We start from the raw sequence: 18540 nt of genomic DNA on the forward strand, positions 1-18540 counted from the left end.
TAAGAGACGGGCCCGAGGGGGCGGGGGCGGTGAAGTAATCTGGCGCAATGATCATCGAGGTCCCCGCCGGAGCGCCGCGCATCACGCTGCGGCATCTCGACGCGGACGGGCGCGCCTCAGATCTGGTCGGCCACCTCATCGCCGCCGACGACGACCGCCTGGTGGTGCTCCCGGAGGACAAGCCGGCCGTGTGGCTGCAACGCTCGATGGTGAAGAACCTGAAACGGGTCCCCGAACGCACTGTGCTGCCGGCCTCGCCCCCCGACGCCATGCAGCGGATGCTGGACCGTACCTGGCCCGGGCTGCGTCGCGCCCGGTTGGGCGGCTGGGTCCTCCGCGACGGCAACCGGCGCACCACCCGGGCGAACTCCACCCTGGTGGGCGGCGACCCCGGGATGCCGTGGAACGAGGCGCTCACACTGGCCGACGAGTGGCGCGGCCGGCCCACCATCCTGCAGGTGGTCATGGGTGATCCTGTCATCGTCCTGGCCAAGGCCGCGGGCTACGAGTTGCGTGGCCCCACCGTCGTGATGGTGGCCCGGGCTGATGACCTGCCGTATGACCACGTCGAGGTCAAGAAGTCGTCTGAGCCCGATGAGGGGTGGCTCTCCATCTGGCGTGGCGGCCGCACGGACGCCGACCTGGTGGCGGAGATGACCAGCGCCCCGGCCACCTATGCGCAGATCCCGGGCATCGCCGTGGGGCGCGTCGCCCTGTGGGGTTCGTGGGCGGTCATCTCGTCGGTCGAGGTCGCTCCCGCACTGCGGGGCACCGGTTGGGGGCGGGCGATGACGCGGGCGTTGGTGGATTCGGTGGAGTGCCGCTTCGTCGCCCTTCAGGTGGGGGAGGAGAACACCGCCGCCCGCTCGCTGTACGCCAAGGAGGGCTTCGTGGAGCACCACACCTACGCCTACCTCTTCCCGCCCACCGCCGGATGAGTCCTTCGTAGCGTTCGCCCGCGCTCGCCAACTCTCGGGGCGGCGGTAGGGTGTCGGGCGTGATTGTTGCTGCCGCAGACGGTTCCTCCCTCTCCAACCCAGGCCCGGCAGGCTGGGCCTGGTACATCAGCGACGACGCGTGGGCCTCCGGGGGCTGGCCGCACGGCACCAACAACATGGGTGAACTCATGGCGGTGCTGGACCTGCTGCAGTCCACGGCGCACGTCGACGAGCCCATGCGCATCCTCTGCGACTCGCAGTACGTGATCAACTCGCTGACCAAATGGCTGCCGGGGTGGAAGCGCCGGGGCTGGAAGAAGGGCGATGGCAAGCCGGTCCTCAACGTCGAACTGATGAAGGAACTCGACGTGGCGATGCAGGGGCGCAACCTGCACTTCGAGTGGGTCAAGGGTCATGCAGGGCACGCAATGAACGAAGCGGCCGACGAGCGGGCCAGGGCCGCCGCGTTCGCGTTCCAGCAGGGTGTCGCCTTCGATCCCGGCCCGGGCTTCCCGTCGGCCGCCGCCCCCAAATCGAGGGAGCAGGAGTTCGCCATCGGGTCCACAGATCCGGAGCCGGACCTGTTCTCCCTCGGCGAGCCCGAGCCGGCGCCCTCTGGCCCGGCCGGCGGATGCCCCGGCACCGCTTCACCGCGGGTCAAGGCCAAGCTCCTGCAACTCACGCGTGAACTCCTCGACGACGAGGTGAGAGGCGACTCCCGGGCGCTCGGCGCGCTGCTCCACCCCCATTTCGTCGCCCATGCGCTCGACGGCCAGATCGTCCACAAGGCGCACGGGGCGTGGCAGCCCACGTCGTCGCGCTTCGAGGTGCTCGCCGTCGACACCTACGCCGACGGAGTTGCGGGCGTGCGCTGGCGCCAGGGCGACGACCTCAGCCGCCTGCGCTTCTCGCTGTGGCAGCAGACCCCCGACGGCTGGCTGATGCGGTTCGCCCAGGTCACGCTCGCCGACGCCGTCGGCTGACCGGGCGGCGCCTCGCTCAAGAGAAAAAGCTCCCTCGCGGAGGGCGCCCTGCGTGGGGTCACGCTGGGCAGTCCCCGCGAGGGAGCATTCTTGGCGTCTCAGCTTCAGAGCAGGCCGTTCTCCTCGAGCCAGTCGCCGGCGATCTCCTCTGAGCCCAGCTGCTCGTCGACGCTGCGGGCGTTGAGTTCGCGCAGCGCCTCCGGGGTGAGCTTCTCGTTCACCGATGCGATGGCCTGCTCGGCGGCCTCATCGACCTTGTCGGAGACCAGCGGAACCACCTGCTGCGGCAGGATCAGGCCCTCGGGGTCTTCCAGTACGACCAGGTCGTTGGCGGCGATGGCCGGGTCTGCGGTGTAGATGTCGGCCACCTGCACCGTCCCGTCGGTCAGCGCCCGAACCGTCAGCGGGCCACCGGAATCCTCCACCGGGAGCACCTCGATGTCGACGCCGTAGATCTCCTTCGCCCCCTCCGGGCCGTAGGGGCGGGTGGCGAACTCGGAGTTCGCGGCCATCTTCAGCGGCTCCCCGACGCCGGCAAGGTCCGCGATCGCCGTCAGGCCATGCTCCTCGGCGAAGGCCGCCGTCACGGTGTACGAGTCCTGATCCGTGGCCTCGGCCGGGTCCAGCACGCGCAGCCCGTCCGGAAGAGCCTCAGCCAGGGCGGCGCTCACCTCATCGGCGGTGCGGGCCGTGGTCTCGGCGTCGACGTACTGCAGCAGGTTGCCGGTGTATTCAGGGAAGACGTCGATCTTGCCCGCCTCCAGTTCCGGCAGGTAGGTCTCGCGCTGCCCGATCTGGAACTGCCTGTCGACCGTGTACCCCTCGGCCTCCAGCGCCTGGGCGTACAGCTCGGCGATGATCTCGTTGGAGTAGTACTGCTGGGAGCCGACGACGAGCGTCTGCCCGCCCTCCGGCTGAGCCGAGGTGGCGTCGGCGGAGGGCTGGCCGAGTGGGTCTGTGGATGCGCAGCCGGCCAGGGCGAGGGCGGTGGCTGCCGCGAGGATGGTCAGGCGGAGGGCGGTCATGGTGGTTCCTTCCGGGAGGTGGTCAGGGGGTCCTGATACCAGCGGGCGTCACCCGGCGTTGCAGCCAGGCGAACACGAGGTCGACAATCAGCGCGATGGTCATCACGGCGAGCGCGGCCCCGAGCATCTGAGGGTAGTCCTGGGTGCGCAGTCCGAGGAAGAGTTGCCGCCCCAGACCTCCTGCCCCGACGTAGGCGGCGAGGGTCGCCGTGGCGATCACCTGCAGCATCGCCGAGCGGATGCCGCCGGTGAGCAGGGGCAGGCCCAGCGGCACCTCCACCCGCCACAGCACCTGACTCGGGCTGAGCCCGGTGGCACGTGCCGCGTCGATGGTGGCGGGCTCGATGGCGCGGATCCCGGCGTAGGCGCCGGCCAGGATGGACGGGACGGAGAGGATCACGAAGGCCACCATCGGCCCGAACAGGCCCACCCCGAAGGCCAGGCCCGCCAGGGTGAGGACCCCGAGCGTGGGCAGGGCGCGGGCTGTCCCCGTCGTCGCGACGGTCAGGCCGTCGAACCGGCCGCTGTGCCCGACCAACCAGCCGACCGGCACCGCGATCAGGCACGCGATCGCCACGGCCACCACCGAGTAGGTCAGGTGCTCCACCGCCCGGTGCAGCACCCCGCCGTCGCCCATCAGGTGGGCGGGGTCGGTGAGCCAGACGACGGCGTCGATGAGGTGTCTCATGCGCGCCGCCACGGCATCAGCCAGCGTCCGAGCAGCACCCAGGCCGCGTCGAGGACCAGCGCCACGACGGCCGTCATGACGAGGCCGGTGAGGATCTCCGCGGTGATCCCGCGCTGGAACCCGTCGGTGAACAGCATGCCGAGGCTGGGGACGCCCAGCACGGCACCGACGGTCACCAGCGACACCGTGCTGACGGAGGTGACGCGCAGGCCCGCCAGCAGCGTGGGCCCGGCCAGCGGCAACTCGACCGTCAGGAACCGCGCCGCCCGGGTGTAACCGAGCGCCCTCGCCGCGTCCACCGGGCCCTTCTCGTTGGCGCGCAGCGCGTCGACCACCGCCGGGACCATCAACGCCAGCCCGTACAGCGTGAGCGCGACGATGACGTTGAGGCTGTCGCGGACGCCGGTGCCGATCAGGGCAGGCAGCACGATGAAGAGCGGCAGCGAGGGGATGGCGTACAGGAGCGCAGCGCCAGTGACCAGCGGGGCGCGGATCCGCCGCCGTCCCACCGCGAAGCCGCCGATGACCAGCGCCACCAGGAAGCTGGCGGCGATGGCGGGCATCGCGAGGGCGAGGTGGGCGAGCGTGCGCTCCCAGATGAGGTCGAGGTTCGCGGCGATCCAGGTCACGACGGCTCCGCGAGTCTCCCCGCGGCGCGGCCACGGCCATCGACGACGATGCGGCCCTCCGCCGAATCCACGATGTGCAGCGCCCGAGCGTCCCTGCCCAGGCCCAGGAACTCCGCGACGAACGCGTTCGCGGGTGCCGCCAGGATGTCCGGACCGGTGCCCCGCTGGGCCACGTGGCCGCCCTGCTCGAGGATGATGATCTGGTCACCCAGCAAGAAGGCCTCGTCGATGTCGTGGGTAACGAACACGATGGTCTTGCCCAACTCGGCCTGAAGGCGCAGAAGTTCGTTCTGCAGGTCCGCGCGCACTATGGGGTCGACGGCCGCGAACGGCTCGTCCATGAGGAGGATGTTGGGGTCAGCGGCCAGGGCGCGGGCCACGCCGACGCGTTGCTGTTGGCCGCCCGAGAGTTGCGCGGGGTAGCGACCAGCCAGACCGGCGTCGAGGCCGACCAGTTCCATCAGTTCTGCCGAACGTCGATGGGCGTCGCGCCGCGTCGTGCCCAGCAGGCGGGGCACGGTCGAGATGTTGTCGACGACGGTGCGGTGCGGCATGAGACCCGCGCTCTGCATCACGTAGCCGATGCGTCGGCGCAGGGCGACTGGGTCCTGGCCGGCGACGTCCTCGTCGTCGATCAGCACCCGCCCCGCAGTGGGTTCCACCATGCGATTCACCATCCGCAACAGGGTGGTCTTGCCGCATCCGGACGAGCCGACCAACACGGTGGTGGTGTGGGAGGGGATGCGCGCGCTGAACTCTGCCACGGCGGGCGTCTGGCCGCCGTACAGCTTCGAGACCTGCTCGAATTCGATCACGCGGCCACCGCCATGCTTGCGATCCTAGCCACATTGTCGGCGCACACCAGCGGGTCCGGCCGCACTACCCCGGCTCTCTGCCCGGCCCCTACGGCGTCAGTGGGCGCCGAGTTGCCCCGAGAGTCGCTGGTGGCGGCCGCCCACGAGGGGTCCAGGCCGACGGCGGTGCCGAAGCCCACCAGCAGGATGAGCAGGAACACGCCGACCAGGAAGGTGGAGATGCGCGTGCGGGCGCCGGAGACCTTCACGTTGATCATCGTCTGGCCGATCATGGCGCAGCCGCCCATGCCGCCGAACAGGCCGGACATGATTTTGGCCACACCCTGGCCCCAGCCCCACGGGTCTGGTGGGTGTGTGTGTCGGTGATGTCGTCGACGAGCTTGGCGGTCATCAGCGACTCCATCAGGCCCACCAGCGCCATGCCCAGCGCGTACGGCGCGATGATGCGCAGCGTCTCGAGCGTGAACGGTACCTGGGGGATGAGGAGTTCGGGCAGCACTTTACTGACAGCGGCGGCGTGCGCGAAAAATCTGCCCCCGGCGAAGGGGCGTCCGGACCGGAGGCGGGCCGGGCGGCGCTCGGGTCAGCCCAGCGTGCCGTCGACGTAATACCAGCGGCCGTCCACCTGGGTGAAGCGGCTGCGCTCCTGCAACACGCCCATGCCATCGGGCGAAAGGAACGTGGCCGCGAACTGCACGGTGCCCTCGTCGTCCCAGGCATTGCCCCGCTCGGTCCGCTCGATCACGAGGCCGGACCACTGGGTGCCGTCGTCGAGGCTGATCGACGGTGGGCGCGTCGTCGGGTGCCAGGTCTCCATGAGGTGGTCACTCAGGCCGAACACGAACGCGGAGTAGCGCGACCGCATGAGCGCGACGGCCGTGGGGGCCGGGCGGCCGTCGTGGAAGCGGCCGCAGCAGGCCGGGTAGACCTTGCCGGTGTCGCAGGGGCACGGCAGCGGTGCGCTCATAGGTTGTCTCCCCAGGTCCAGGTGATGTCGGCCTCGCGTTCAGGGGCGAAGCTACCACCTAGCTGAAGGCAGTTCTCCGGCGAGTCGAAGGACTCCCCGCCGAGCACGAGCCGCAGATCCTGGATTCCTCGCTCGCAGCGACCGTTGCTGAGCCACTTGAGGGTCAGTAGCGCGGAGGCGCCTGGCTCGAGGAGCGGGCTGGGCTCAGGACCGGAGGCTGGTGCGGTGATCATGTCGCCCCAGATGTTGCCCAGGTCCCGGCCGCGGAGGACGGGTTCTGGCAGGGTGACCGTCTCGTCGGTGCAGTTGCGCACGCGCGCCCAGTGGAAGCGGCTGCCCAGCGCCGCGTCGTAGCCGACGAAGGCAACGGAGAACGCCTGACCTTCAGAGCAGGGCGGCTCCTCGTCGACGTACACGATCTGGGGCTTCTTCTCGACGGGCGGGTCCTGGTCCAGGGGTTCCACGCCCCGGGGGGATGGCTCGGGCTCCGGGAGACGTACCTCGGGCGGCAGTTCCGGCGGTGCCTCGACGGCCGGCTCGGCCCGCTGGGTCGCGACGCCACAGCCGCCCAGCAGTAGCGCCAGCACAAGAAATGTCAGGAACCTCATGCCCCGACCCTAGGGGCTGATCCCCGGTGGCTTCTGTGGACGTCAGCACTGCGGTACCCACGAGCCGTTGCGCTGGACCGAAGGAGGATCCGGGCTGGGACCACGGACGGACGCCGCTCAGCGACGCGCGATGCCGTAGTGCGCAGCGAGGGTGTCGAGCGTGGCGAGATCGACGTCCAACATCGTTTCGAACTTGTACTTCGTGAGGTTCGGGCTGAGGACGTGAACCATGATCGACGAGCGCCTGGCACCGTTGTCGCGGTGGACGGTGGCGATCTGCCGGCCTACCTCCTCCAGCAGCGCCTCGTTCGTGGCGGGGTCGTTGGTGTCCGAGCGGACGGTGCCGGAGACCCAGGCCGAGTCCCTCCCGCCGAACGCCCCCTGCATGGAGTAGTTGAAGTCCGTCAACTCCTCGACGTGGTCCAGCGGCTCCAGCGCCTCGACCAGGCGTCGATTCCACTCCTCGTCTGTGACGTCCGCGTCCTTGGATCCGCATCCGAACAGTCCGAAAACCCCCACACCGACTCCCATCAACAGTGCCCGTCGCTGCATCAACGTCCTCCGGCCGCGGCAGCAAGCCTGGAGACGAGTTGCGCCCCCAACTGGCCGGGCGGCACCTGGGTGATGCCCGTGCGTCCCGGCACCATGTAGTAGAGGTTGCGCCCGACGGCCCAGGCGTCGCTGGACGCGGAGGGGCCGGTGCTCGGCTCGCCCACCGCGTAGGCGAAGACGCTGGCCTCAGGCTCGAGGGCGTCGCGGACGTCCGCGGGCAGGGTGGGAAGTTGTAGGAGGCGCTGGGCGAACAGGTTCCGCTCGTACTCCCAGGCGGTGGGGACCTCCTCCAGCTTCAACATCAACGGCACGGCCTCGTCGCCGCGGGGCAGCCGGGGCTGGGCGCGCGCGAGATCCAGCGGCGGAAGGGCGCGGCGCAGCAACAGCCACGGATCCGACGACGGCGCCAACGCCACCTCGAGCATGGGATCCACGCCTGTGGCCTGCCACCCGTTCTCGGCGGGCGCCACCGCAGCTCGCGACGTGACCGTCACCATGTCGTCGCCCAGCACGAAGACCATCGCGTCGAAGGCGACGCCCTGGAACACGGAGACGAGTTCCATCCCGGCGCGCGCCCGCTGCGCGACGCGCAACGCCAGGCCCCAGTCGGCGGCCAGGCCGCGCGGGGTGACGATGCCCGCGGCCTCCCAGCCGGCGAGGGTGTCCTCGTCTGCATGGGGGAGCGTGTCGTCGCGGATCTGCTCCATGGCCGCGGCCCAGGTCTCGAACCCCACCAGGCCCACGCGGATTCCGTCCTGGGTCACCATCGTCTCGTCGGTCATCACTTCACCTCTCGCCCGAACTCTACGGAATAGGTGGTGGTCGTGCCGTTGAAGAAGCTGCCGTAGCTCTCCTCCAGGGCCTGGACCGGGCCCAACGCGGCCACGTCCTGCCGGTAGGTGTCCTGCAGGTGGGTGTACGTGGGCAGGTAGTCCGCCGGACCGGAGCCGGAGTGGTCGAGGGTGATGTTGGTCACGTTGCCGGGCACATCCCTCGTGCCGTCGAGCCGGTATCCGTTGACGTCTGTTCGGGGGACGGGGTCGTACTGGGTCTGGAAGTTGTAGACCGGCACGTCCGGCCGCATGTTCAGCGACTCCGTCGGCGCGCCCGCGCTGATGATGCCCTTCACGTCCACGCCGCTGAGGAACTGGTCGTCCGTGATCAACTGCCCGGCCACGATCCCGCCCTGCGAGTGCCCCGTCAGCAGCAGTTCCGGCCGGCCGCTCGGTACCGGCAACCCGTTGGCGCTGCGGTGGGCCAGGTCCTCGGCGATGGCGTCCTGGATGGCCTGTGACGCGGCATGCGTGGCAGAGGTGGGGCCCACGCCGTGGTGGAGGAAGTTGGCGGCCCAGTCCAGCCCCGACGGCTGCCCGGCCCACCCCTCCATGGTCGTCATCGCGTGCGCGGTGCCCGAGATGGCGGCCACGTAGCGCACGTCGCCGTTCCCGTCCTCGACGGCGGTGACGGTGACCGAAGTGCGCTCGGCGCCCCCAGTGTCATAGGCCTTCATCATGGTCTCCATGACATCTGACAGGCCCGCGTAGCTGCTCTCCCGGGGACTGCGCTGCACCGGCCCGACGTAGGGCGTGCCGTCCTCGAAGATCTGCAGGTCCCGGCCCACCACGGCGTTGCCGACGAGGCCTGCGCCCTGCCCCAGCCGCGTGATGGCGTAGGCGCCGAGTTGCGAGAGGTAGGGCACCTCTCCGTTCTGGCGCCAGTCCACCAGCCACTGCGGCGGGTTGTCTCCCAGCTCCGCCCAGCGATCCCAGGCAGAGCCCACCGCCAGTGCACGGCGGTCGAAGAACTCCTGGACGCTGACGGCCGCGTTGGTGGCGGTGTCCACCGCCCACTCCATGCCTTCGCCGACCCGGTTTCCGATCCAGCGCCCGCCGTCGACGGCGGCATCGCCCCAGCCGACCATCGTGCTCCGCGCATCGGCCACCCACAGCTTCGCCGCGAGGGAGGCGTCGCAGGCGTTCAGCCGGAACAGCAGCGAGACGACGGAGGCGCTGAGCTGCATCCTGACCACCGGGCGACGCGGGTCGAGGTTGAAGCCCTGTTCGTTGGTGATCCCGCCGCTGTCGCCGATGGAGAAACCCCACCGGTGGGCCTTGTCGAGGGTGCTGTGTTGCGCGTGCTGGATGTCGTCGAAGGTGCCGGCGGCGCTGTCCAGCGCGCTCGCGACGGGCGGCAGTTCGTCGACGCGGCGCCGCACGGACCTGGTGAGTGTGCGGTGGGCCTCGCGACCCCGGGCGGCGGCGTCGCCGTCCCAGGTGGAGAAGTCGTGGGACTCCAGCTGCCCGTGTATCCGCGTCAGGGCCGAGTGGCTGTTGAGGAGGCCCTGGGCCTGGGCCCGTAGTTCGACGGGCTGCAGGGCGAGGCCGTCGGACCACCTCACGGCCGGCCTCCGAAGAAGCCCGTCGCCGACTCGGTGGCGGCATCCTCGGCGGCCCGGTAGTTGCGGGCGGTGGTTTCGAGCGCGGTGGCGAACCCGAGGAGGTCTGTCGTCAACTGTTCCGCTGAGGTCACCCACTCGGCGTCGGTCTCGGCGGCCCGGCCGGCGCTCAGGCTGCCGGGCAGCGCAGCCACCACCCGGTTGAGGCGCATGCCCTTCGTGGCGCCGGGCGCATCCGCCGCGAGCGCATGCGCGTCGTCGGCGGTCTGCCCCAGCGCGCCGTAGTCGACCTTGTAGCCCTCACCCATGCCCCTGACCCTATGCAGGGCAGGGGTCACCGACGCTAGCCGCGGAACGTGGGGAGGTCGTGGGCCCGGAACTGGCCCATCACCCGCTCGATGAGGTCCTTCGACGGGGGCTCGGTGTCCGCAAGTTCGTAGGGGATGCCCAGTGACTCCCACTTGTCGCGCCCCATCTGGTGGAACGGCAGCACCTCGACCCGTTCGACGGCGTCACCCAGCGTCGCGACATGCGCGGCGACCGCGTCGACGTTGGCCACGTCGTCGGTCAGGCCGGGGACGAGCACGAAGCGGATCCACATCCGGTTGCCCCGCTCCGCAAGGCGGCGGGAGAAGTCGAGCGTGGGCTGCAGTTCGCGCCCGGTGGTGCGCACGTAGGTGTCCGGGTCACCCGATTTGATGTCCAGCAGCACGAGGTCGACGTCGTCGAGCAACTCGTCGGACGCGTTGCGCCCGAGGAAGCCTGAGGTGTCGAGCGCGGTGTGCAGGCCCATCTTCTTCGCGGCACGCAACAGGCGTCCTGCGAAGACGGGTTGGAAGAGGGGTTCGCCGCCGGACAGGGTCAACCCGCCGCCCGTGGCGCGGAAGACCCCGCGGTACCGGCGCACCCTGGCCACGATGTCGTCGAGCAGGACGGGCTCGCCCTTGTTCGTGAAATACGTGTCCGGGTTGTGGCAGTAGAGGCAGCGCAGCGGGCAGCCGGCCAGGAAGACCGTCAGCCGGGTGCCCGGCCCGTCGACCGCGGTGACGAGCTCCCAGGAATGCACGGAGCCGAGCTCACCGCTGCGGACAGCAGCGATGTGCTCGGCGTGCGTCATGTCGCCGGCCGACGCGATACCGGCCGTGCCCGACGTCGCGCGCAGGCGCGGGACGTCGAGCACCGGTAGCTCTTCTGTGGTCACGCGTTCCCGTGGAACGTGCGGGCCAGGACGTCGCGCTGCTGGTCCTTGGTGAGCTTCACGAAGTTCACGGCATAACCCGAGACGCGGATGGTCAGGTTCGGGTAGTTGTCCGGGTTCTCCATCGCGTCCTCGAGGGTTTCGCGGTTGAGCACGTTGATGTTGGCGTGGAAGAGGCCGGGCTGGTGCGAGCGCTCGTCGCGCGACGCCTTCATCGTGGCCAGGCGCTCATCGAAGGTCTTGACTGACATCTGGGGGTTCTCCTTAGTTCTCGGGCACGAAGCCAGCGTCGAGCAGGCCGACGAGGTTGCTCACCTGTTCGGTCTTGTCGCGGCCGAGGCCCGACGGGGTGATGGTGTTGGTCAGCGAGATGCCGTCGAGGGCATCGTGGTAGTCGAGCTTGCCCACCGACAGCATGGACGCGAGCATGCCGTGCGAGTCGGCGCCGTTCTCCGGGTTGGCGCCGGGCGCGAACGGGGCGCCGGCCTTGTGGCCCGACGGGAAGGCGCCGGTGTTGCGGCCGTACACCACGTTCGAGGTGATCGTGAGCACCGACTGCGTGGGCAGCGCGTCGCGGTAGAGGTGCTGCGCGCGGATCTTCTGCATGATCGTGTGCACCACGACGGCGGCGATCTCGTCGGCACGGTCATCGTCGTTGCCGTAGCGGGGGAAGTCGCCCTCGGTCCGGTAGTCGATCACGAGCCCCGTCTCGTCGCGCACCGGGGTGACGGTGGCGTAGCGGATGGCCGACAGCGAGTCCGCCACGATCGACAGGCCGGCGATGCCGCAGCCCAGCGTGCGCAGGATCTCGGAATCGTGCAGCGCCATCTCGATCGCCTCGTAGGCGTACTTGTCGTGGCTGTAGTGGATGATGTTGAGCGCCTCCACGTAGGTGGCCACCACCCAGTCCAGCACCTGCTCGTAGCGGTGCCACACGTCGTCGAAGTCCAGGGGGCCGTCGCCCGTGACGGGTTCGTAGCCCTCCACGATCTGCTTGCCGCTCATCTCATCGCGGCCACCGTTGATGGCGTAGAGGAGCGCCTTGGCGGCGTTCATGCGGGCGCCGAAGAACTGCATCTGCTTGCCCACCCGCATGGGCGACACGCAGCACGCGATGGCCGCGTCGTCGCCCCAGTAGTCGCGGATGCGGTCGTCCGCCTCGTACTGCAGCGAGCTGGTCTCGATCGAGATCGCCGCGCAGAAATCCTTGTAACCCTGGGGGAGGGCCGGATCCCAGAAGACGGTGATGTTCGGCTCGGGGGCGGGGCCCAGGTTGCGCAGCGTCTGGAGCAGACGGAACGAGGTCTTGGTGACCATCGAGCGGCCGTCCTCACCGAGGCCCGCGTCGGACCAGGTGGCCCAGTAGGGGTCGCCGGAGAAGATCTGGTCGTAGTCGATGGTGCGCAGGAAGCGCACGATGCGCAGCTTGATGACCAGTGCGTCGATCATCTCCTGCGCGTCGGTCTCGGTGATGAGGCCAGCGGCCAGGTCACGCTCGAAGTAGACGTCGAGGAAGGCCGACAGCCGGCCGATCGACATGGCCGCGCCGTCCTGGCTCTTGATGGAGGCGAGGTAGCCGAAGTACGTCCACTGCACGGCCTCCTTGGCGGTGCTGGCCGGACGCGAGATGTCGAAGCCGTAGATCTCGCCCAGGTGCTTCAGCTTCTGCAGGGCCTTGATCTGCTCGGAATGCTCCTCGCGGTAGCGGGCCCAGTGCTCGCTGAAGCCCTCGTCGGCGACCGCGTCCTTGGCGCGCTTCTTGTCCTCGATGAGGGCGTCGACGCCGTAGAGGGCGACGCGGCGGTAGTCGCCGATGATGCGACCACGTCCGTAGGCATCCGGCAGGCCCGTGATGATGTGCGAGGAGCGCGCGGCGCGGATGCGCGGCGTGTAGATGTCGAAGACCGCCTCGTTGTGCGTCTTGCGGTACTTGGTGAAGATCTCCTTGACGTGCTCGTCCGGCTTGGCGCCGGCCTCGCGCAGCGCGGTCTCGACCATGCGCCAGCCGCCGAACGGCATCATGGCGCGCTTCAGCGGGGTGTCGGTCTGCAGGCCGACGACCACGTCATCGCCCTTCCAGATGTAACCCGCCGGGAAGGCGTCGATGTCGGCCGGGATCTCGGCGTCGACGGCGAACACGCGGTTGCGGCGCTCGACGGAGAGGTAGTTGTCTTCGAGGCGCTGCCAGGTGGCAGTCGTCTTCTCGGTGGGGCCGGCGAGGAAGGAGGCATCCCCGTCATACGGGGTGTAGTTGCGTTGGACAAAGTCCCGCACCTCGATCTGGGTCCGCCAGGGGCCCTCTGTGAATCCGTCCCACTCGGTGGGGTCGTTTACCAATGTGTCTTCGGCTACGTTCAACGTCACGAGGGAACAGTTTACGACGATTTGTAGGACTAAGCGATTCGGGCATGGTGGCTGAGCGTTGGGGCCCCGTATGGGGGCGCAGGGTTTGGACAAACTCCCACGACACGGCATGGAACCCGGAGGTCGGGTTCCAGTGGTCAGACGGAACGAGCGTTTGCCGGGGCGCCGACATCAGCGGGTTTCGGCGACATCGCCGCCATGTGGCGGCGACGATAGGATGACGCGCATGAGTCACGTTCTTGCTGCCGTTGCCTGGCCCTACGCCAACGGCCCCCGCCATATCGGTCATGTCTCGGGCTTCGGGGTTCCCTCCGATGTGTTCTCCCGGTACATGCGCATGGCGGGCCACGACGTGCTCATGGTCTCCGGCTCGGACGAGCACGGCACCGCCATCCAGGTGAAGGCCGATTCAGAGGGCCTCACGGCTCGCCAGACGGCGGACAAGTACCACGGCCAGATCGTCTCGGACCTGCAGGGGCTCGGCCTCAGCTACGACCTGTACACGCGCACCACCACGCCGAACCACTATCACGTGGTGCAGGAGATCTTCACCGCCCTCTACGAGAACGGCTACATCGTCGCGAAGACGCAGATGGGCGCCATCTCGCCGTCGACGGGTCGCACCCTGCCGGACCGCTTCATCGAGGGCACGTGTCCCATCTGCGGGTACGACAACGCCCGCGGTGACCAGTGCGACAAGTGTGGCAACCAGCTGGACCCGGCAGACCTCATCGACCCGAAGTCCAAGGTCAACGGCGAGACCCCCAACTTCGTGGAGACCGAACACTTCTTCCTCGATCTGCCGAAGCTCGCACCGCAGCTGGCCGAGTGGATCGATTCGCGGGAAGACTGGCGCCCCAACGTGCTGAAGTTCTCGCACAACCTGCTCAAGGAGATCCGTGAGCGCGCCATCACGCGTGACCTCGACTGGGGCGTGCCCGTCCCGCTCGACGGCTGGCGCGACGCCCCGATGAAGCGCATCTACGTGTGGTTCGACGCCGTCATCGGCTATCTTTCGGCATCCATCGAATGGGCCAAGCGCACCGGCGACCCGGACGCGTGGCGCAAGTGGTGGAACGACGACCGGGCCTCCTCCTACTACTTCATGGGCAAGGACAACATCGTCTTCCACTCCGTCATCTGGCCGGGCATCCTGCTGGGCGCCAACGGCCAGGGCACGATGGGCGGCACCATCCGTCCCGAGCTCGGCGAGCTGCGGCTCCCCACGGAAGTGGTCAGCTCCGAGTTCATGACCATGCGCGGCTCGAAGGTCTCCAGCTCGCGCGGCGCCTCCATCTTCGTCGGCGACTTCCTCAACGAGTTCGGCCCCGATGCGCTGCGCTACTACATCGCCGTGGCCGGCCCCGAGAACCAGGACACGGACTTCACGTGGGAGGAATTCGTCCGCCGGACCAACTTCGAGTTGGCCAACGAGTGGGGCAACCTCGTCAACCGCTCGATCTCCATGGCGCACAAGAACAACGGAGCCATCCCGGCCATGGGCGAGCTCAGCGACGAGGACCGGGCGCTGCTCGACGCGTCTCGGGAGGCCTTCCACACCGTCGGGGACCACATCGCCGCCCGCCGGTTCAAGGCCGGTATCACCGAGGCCATGCGTGTCGTCGGCCTCGCCAACAAGTACATCTCCGACATGGAGCCGTGGAAGCTGAAGGACGACCCGGCCCGCCGCGACACCGTCCTGCACGTCGCGCTCCAGGTGATTTCGGACTGCAACACGCTCCTCACCCCGTACCTCCCGCACGCCGCCCAGCAGATCTTCGAGGCGCTCGGCAACGAGGGTGTGTGGGCCGCGCAGCCGCAGATCGTCGACGTGACCGACGGCGACCTGACCTACCCCACCCTGCAGGGCGACTACGCGTCGCAGCTGGCGGTGTGGGACTCGCGCCCGATCGTCGCCGGCACGCCGTTGCAGAAGCCCTCGCCGCTGTTCACGAAGCTGGACGAGAAGCTGGGCCAGACCGGCCCGGCATTCGCGCCCATCCCGGAGTAGCCCGCTCGGTCGTCAGCTGTCGCGCCCGCGGAAGGCGGCGCGGAGCTGCTCCCGGTGGACGGCCGCCACCGCCGTGAGCGGGATCCCGGCCGGGCACACCTCGACGCATTCGCCGAAGCTGGAGCACGGGCCGAACTGGGCGTCCAGCGCCTCTCCCACGGCCCGGGCGCGCTTGCCGCGTTCCAACTTCCCGTGCGGGATCAGGGCGAGATGGGCGAGCTTGGCGCCGGCGAACAGGTGGGCGGCGCCGTTGGGGCAGGCGGCGACGCACGCGCCGCAGCCGATGCACGCCGCGAAGTCCAGGGCGAGTTCGGCGTCGCCGCGGCCGACGAGCAGGTCGTCGGCGTCCGGCGCGGTGCCGGCCATGACGTCGACGTGCCCCCCGGCCTCGATCAGCCGGTCCAGCGAGGAGCGGTCCACCACCAGATCCCGCACGACGGGGAACGCAGCCGAGCGCAACGGCTCGATGCGCAACGTCGAGATGCCCCCGAAGGCGCGCAGGTGCTGTCGACAGGACGGCGTCTTCGGCACCGGGCCGTGGGGGCGGTCGTTGACCGTCACACCGCACGCACCGCAGACCCCCTCCCGGCAGTCGGATTCGAACTGGATCGGCTCCACGCCCGAGTCCGCCAGTTGGTCGTTGAGCCTGTCCAACAACTCGAGCAGGCTCATCTCCGGCGTCGCATCGTCGACGACATGCGTCTCGAAACGACCCTCGGCCGCGGGCGAATCCTGTCGCCAGACCTCTATCTCGACTCTCATCGGTAGTTCCTCACCGCCAGGGGCACCAGGTCGAAGCTGAGCTCCTCCAAGTGCCGGGTGTGCCTGCCCTCCGGTGTGGTCTCCCAGGCGGAGACGTTGCACCAGCGCCCGTCGTCGCGGGCCGCCTCGCCGTCGGCCGTCGCGAACTCCTCGCGGAAATGAGCCCCGCAGGATTCGGTGCGGTCCAGGGCGTCGAGGACCATCAGCTCCGCCAATTCAAGGAAATCGGCGACTCTCGCGGCGCGCTCCAACTCCTGGTTCAGCCGGTCGGCCGGCCCGGCGACCCGCACGTCGCGCCAGAACTCTTCGCGCAGCGCCCGCACCTCGTCGAGCGCAGCCCGCAGGCCCTGCTCGCTGCGTGACACCCCGCAGCCGCGGTACAGGATCTCGCCGAGGCGCCGGTGGAAGGCGGCGGGGCGGGCCACGCCGTCGTTGTCCACCAGCCTGCGGGTGCGGTCCCGCACCCAGGCCAGCGACTCGGCGGCCTCAACCGAGCCCGCTTCGAGGAGGGGAGTCCCGACGAGCGGCGCCAGGTAGTTCGGCACCGACAGCGGCAGCGTGAACCAGCCGTCGACGCAGGCGCTGAGCAGCGAGTTCGCGCCCAGCCGGTTGGCGCCGTGGTAGTTGCTGCCTGCCTCGCCGCCGACGAACAAGCCGGGCACCGTCGTCATCTGGTCATAGTCGCTCCACAGGCCGCCCATGGTGAAGTGCGCCCCCGGGGCGATCCGCATCGGAACGGCGTACGGATCCTCGCCCGTGGCGTCGTGGTACATCTCGAACAGGTTGCCGTACCGCTCGGCGATCTCGGGCCGTCCCAGCCGTGCGATGGCGTCGCGGAAATCGAGGTACACCGAGTTCCGCAACGGCCCGACGCCCCGGCCGGCCCCGATCTCGTCCCTGGCGGCGCGTGAGGCGATGTCGCGTGGCGTGAGGTTGCCGAAGGCGGGGTAGCGGCGCTCCAGGTAGTAGTCGCGCTCCACGTCGGGGATGTCTCCCGCCGGGCGGTCGTCGCCCGGCCGCACGGGCACCCAGATGCGGCCGTCGTTGCGGAGCGACTCGCTCATCAGCGTCGTCTTGGACTGCCAGTGTGAACTCACCGGGAGCGCTGTGGGGTGGAACTGCACGAACGACGGGCTGGCGAACAGGGCCCCGCGCCGGTGGGCCCGCCAGGTGGCCGTCGCGTTGGAGTTCATCGCCAACGTGGAATGGAAGTAGACGGAGCCGTAGCCACCGGTGGCCAGCACGACGGCGTGACCGGGTGTGAAGCTGACCGCGCCGGTGACCAGGTCACGGGTCACGATGCCCTGGGCGCGGCCCTCAGCGACGACGAGGTCCAGCATCTCGGTGCGCGTGTGCAGCCGCACAGTGCCGCGCGACACCTGCCGGAGCAGCGCCTGCGCGGCGGCGACCTGCAACTGCTGGCCCGTCTGGCCGCGCGTGTAGTAGGTCCGCGACACCTGCACGCCGCCGAACGAGCGCGTCGCCAACTGCCCGCCGTACTCGCGGGCGAAGGGGGCACCGATGGCCTGGAGATGGTCGATGACGCGGACCGACTCGGTGGCCAGCCGCACGACGTCGGCCTCGCGCCCGCGGAAGTCGCCGCCCTTGACGGTGTCGCTGATGAACCGTGCCAGGGAGTCGCCGTCGACCTTCCGGGCCCGGGCCGCGTTGATGCCGCCCTGGGCCGCGACGCTGTGGGCCCGCCGCGGCGCATCGTGGAACGTGAAGCACTCGACGTGGTAACCCAACTCTCCCAACGCTGCAGCTGCGCCGGCCCCGGCCAGGCCGGTGCCTACCACGACCACGGTCATCTTTCGCCGGTTCGCGGGGCTGACGAGGCGGTAGTCCGAGGTGCGTCGCGCCCACGCGGTGGCGGGGTTACCGGCCGGCACGTGCGCGTCGAGCATCATGCGATCACCCCGGCCAGGACCAGCACGGGAATGGCGGCGTTCCCGGCTACGACGGCCAACGCCAGCACCGCGCCGACGGCGGCCCAGGCTGCGCGGAACCGCCGCCCGGTCACGCCCCAGTCCTGCAGCAGCGCGCGCCAGCCGTGCCAGATGTGCACGCCGATGACCACCATGGTGAAGGTGTAGAAGGCCGCCATCCACGGCCGCGAGAAGCTCGCCACCAGGTTCGCGTAGGCGGGGATCACCCCGTCGGGGCCGGCGTGGGCGTAGGAACCGGGGGAGACCAGGGCGCCAATGGTGAGGTCCAGTAGGTGCACCACCACGAACACGAGGATGACCACCCCACCTGGCAGCATGGTGCGGGCGCCCCAGGCGGTGGCCCGTGGCATGGACCGACGGCGGTGGGAGCCGCGCGCCGCACGCCCACGCAGCCACAGGGTCACCGCCGCCCACACGTGGGCGACCAGGCTCACCGCGAGGGTCACTCGGAGGGCCCAGAGCACGCCCTTCTTCGGGATGAGTGGGTAGCCCACTTCACGCAGCCACGTCGCGTAACCGTCCAGGGAGGCGTGACCCCCGTAGACCTTGAGGTTGCCGATCATGTGGATGAACACGAACCCCACGAAGACCACGCCCGTGACGGCCATCACCTGCTTCAACGCAAAGGTGCTGGGTCGTTTCCTCATCGCGGCCGG

Annotated in this window: 19 protein-coding genes and 1 pseudogene; 3 read left to right on the forward strand and 17 right to left on the reverse strand. The window is 69.5% G+C overall.

Annotated features, from left to right (window positions below; translation table 11 throughout):
* Positions 1–47 precede the first annotated feature (47 nt).
* Together C3E87_RS05145 and C3E87_RS05150 are read left to right on the forward strand one after the other, a co-directional pair.
* Positions 48–938 (forward strand): GNAT family N-acetyltransferase, encoded by an 891-nt coding sequence (locus C3E87_RS05145; RefSeq protein WP_076060220.1) that lies wholly within the window; start codon positions 48–50, stop codon positions 936–938.
* 59 nt (positions 939–997) lie between these two features.
* A complete protein-coding gene (locus C3E87_RS05150; protein ID WP_076060223.1) occupies positions 998–1921 on the forward strand; it encodes a ribonuclease HI family protein in 924 nt (307 codons plus the stop codon).
* Positions 1922–2025: 104 nt separating this feature from the next.
* On the opposite strand, the gene C3E87_RS05155 is transcribed toward C3E87_RS05150, so the two are convergent.
* From C3E87_RS05155 to C3E87_RS05225, 14 genes and pseudogenes are all read right to left on the reverse strand, one after another.
* Entirely contained in the window at positions 2026–2946 is a 921-nt protein-coding gene (locus tag C3E87_RS05155; protein WP_076060225.1) for an ABC transporter substrate-binding protein, read from the reverse strand.
* A 22-nt stretch (positions 2947–2968) separates the two neighbouring features.
* The gene (locus tag C3E87_RS05160) at positions 2969–3634 is read right to left on the reverse strand and encodes an ABC transporter permease (RefSeq protein ID WP_076060621.1); all 666 of its coding nucleotides are present in this window, start codon (positions 3632–3634) and stop codon (positions 2969–2971) included.
* Positions 3631–4263 (reverse strand): ABC transporter permease, encoded by a 633-nt coding sequence (locus C3E87_RS05165; RefSeq protein WP_076060227.1) that lies wholly within the window; start codon positions 4261–4263, stop codon positions 3631–3633. Before C3E87_RS05165 ends, C3E87_RS05160 begins: the two co-directional genes overlap by 4 nt.
* A complete protein-coding gene (locus C3E87_RS05170; protein ID WP_076060229.1) occupies positions 4260–5078 on the reverse strand; it encodes an ABC transporter ATP-binding protein in 819 nt (272 codons plus the stop codon). The genes C3E87_RS05165 and C3E87_RS05170 overlap by 4 nt, the downstream gene beginning before the upstream one ends.
* 176 nt (positions 5079–5254) lie before the next feature.
* Positions 5255–5574: pseudogene (locus tag C3E87_RS05180) on the reverse strand (SulP family inorganic anion transporter); the annotation flags it as partial.
* An 87-nt stretch (positions 5575–5661) separates the two neighbouring features.
* On the reverse strand, positions 5662–6045 hold the full coding sequence (locus tag C3E87_RS05185) for a YchJ family protein (RefSeq protein ID WP_076060231.1): 384 nt from the start codon (positions 6043–6045) through the stop codon (positions 5662–5664).
* Positions 6042–6653 (reverse strand): hypothetical protein, encoded by a 612-nt coding sequence (locus tag C3E87_RS05190; RefSeq protein ID WP_143570900.1) that lies wholly within the window; start codon positions 6651–6653, stop codon positions 6042–6044. Before C3E87_RS05190 ends, C3E87_RS05185 begins: the two co-directional genes overlap by 4 nt.
* A 117-nt stretch (positions 6654–6770) precedes the next feature.
* Positions 6771–7205: a hypothetical protein gene (locus C3E87_RS05195; RefSeq protein ID WP_143570901.1), complete on the reverse strand. Its 435-nt coding sequence runs from the start codon at positions 7203–7205 to the stop codon at positions 6771–6773.
* Entirely contained in the window at positions 7205–7987 is a 783-nt protein-coding gene (locus C3E87_RS05200) for a hypothetical protein (protein WP_076060237.1), read from the reverse strand. Before C3E87_RS05200 ends, C3E87_RS05195 begins: the two co-directional genes overlap by 1 nt.
* On the reverse strand, positions 7987–9603 hold the full coding sequence (locus tag C3E87_RS05205; protein ID WP_076060239.1) for a hypothetical protein: 1617 nt from the start codon (positions 9601–9603) through the stop codon (positions 7987–7989). Before C3E87_RS05205 ends, C3E87_RS05200 begins: the two co-directional genes overlap by 1 nt.
* The gene (locus tag C3E87_RS05210; protein WP_076060241.1) at positions 9600–9908 is read right to left on the reverse strand and encodes a hypothetical protein; all 309 of its coding nucleotides are present in this window, start codon (positions 9906–9908) and stop codon (positions 9600–9602) included. Before C3E87_RS05210 ends, C3E87_RS05205 begins: the two co-directional genes overlap by 4 nt.
* A gap of 35 nt (positions 9909–9943) precedes the next feature.
* The gene (pflA, locus tag C3E87_RS05215; RefSeq protein ID WP_076060243.1) at positions 9944–10801 is read right to left on the reverse strand and encodes a pyruvate formate-lyase-activating protein; all 858 of its coding nucleotides are present in this window, start codon (positions 10799–10801) and stop codon (positions 9944–9946) included.
* Positions 10798–11049 (reverse strand): autonomous glycyl radical cofactor GrcA2, encoded by a 252-nt coding sequence (gene grcA2 / locus C3E87_RS05220; protein WP_076060246.1) that lies wholly within the window; start codon positions 11047–11049, stop codon positions 10798–10800. The genes pflA and grcA2 overlap by 4 nt, the downstream gene beginning before the upstream one ends.
* Positions 11050–11062: 13 nt before the next feature.
* A complete protein-coding gene (locus C3E87_RS05225) occupies positions 11063–13162 on the reverse strand; it encodes a pyruvate formate lyase family protein (protein WP_233120717.1) in 2100 nt (699 codons plus the stop codon).
* 226 nt (positions 13163–13388) lie between these two features.
* Here C3E87_RS05225 and metG point away from each other — a divergent pair, with 226 nt between their 5' ends.
* Positions 13389–15173: a methionine--tRNA ligase gene (gene metG, locus C3E87_RS05230; RefSeq protein ID WP_076060251.1), complete on the forward strand. Its 1785-nt coding sequence runs from the start codon at positions 13389–13391 to the stop codon at positions 15171–15173.
* Positions 15174–15185: 12 nt separating this feature from the next.
* Here the strand turns inward: metG and C3E87_RS05235 are convergent, their stop codons facing one another.
* From C3E87_RS05235 to C3E87_RS05245, 3 genes are read right to left on the reverse strand one after another with little or no spacing between them, the layout of a single operon-like run.
* Positions 15186–15935: a succinate dehydrogenase/fumarate reductase iron-sulfur subunit gene (locus tag C3E87_RS05235; protein ID WP_076060253.1), complete on the reverse strand. Its 750-nt coding sequence runs from the start codon at positions 15933–15935 to the stop codon at positions 15186–15188.
* Positions 15932–17845, reverse strand: coding sequence for a fumarate reductase/succinate dehydrogenase flavoprotein subunit (locus C3E87_RS05240; protein WP_076060256.1), 1914 nt, complete (start codon positions 17843–17845; stop codon positions 15932–15934). The genes C3E87_RS05235 and C3E87_RS05240 overlap by 4 nt, the downstream gene beginning before the upstream one ends.
* Positions 17842–18492: a succinate dehydrogenase gene (locus tag C3E87_RS05245; RefSeq protein WP_233120736.1), complete on the reverse strand. Its 651-nt coding sequence runs from the start codon at positions 18490–18492 to the stop codon at positions 17842–17844. Before C3E87_RS05245 ends, C3E87_RS05240 begins: the two co-directional genes overlap by 4 nt.
* Between the last annotated feature and the right edge of the window lie 48 nt (positions 18493–18540).

The organism is Tessaracoccus sp. ZS01 (genome assembly GCF_022342445.1).
Classification (GTDB): Bacteria; Actinomycetota; Actinomycetes; order Propionibacteriales; family Propionibacteriaceae; genus Arachnia.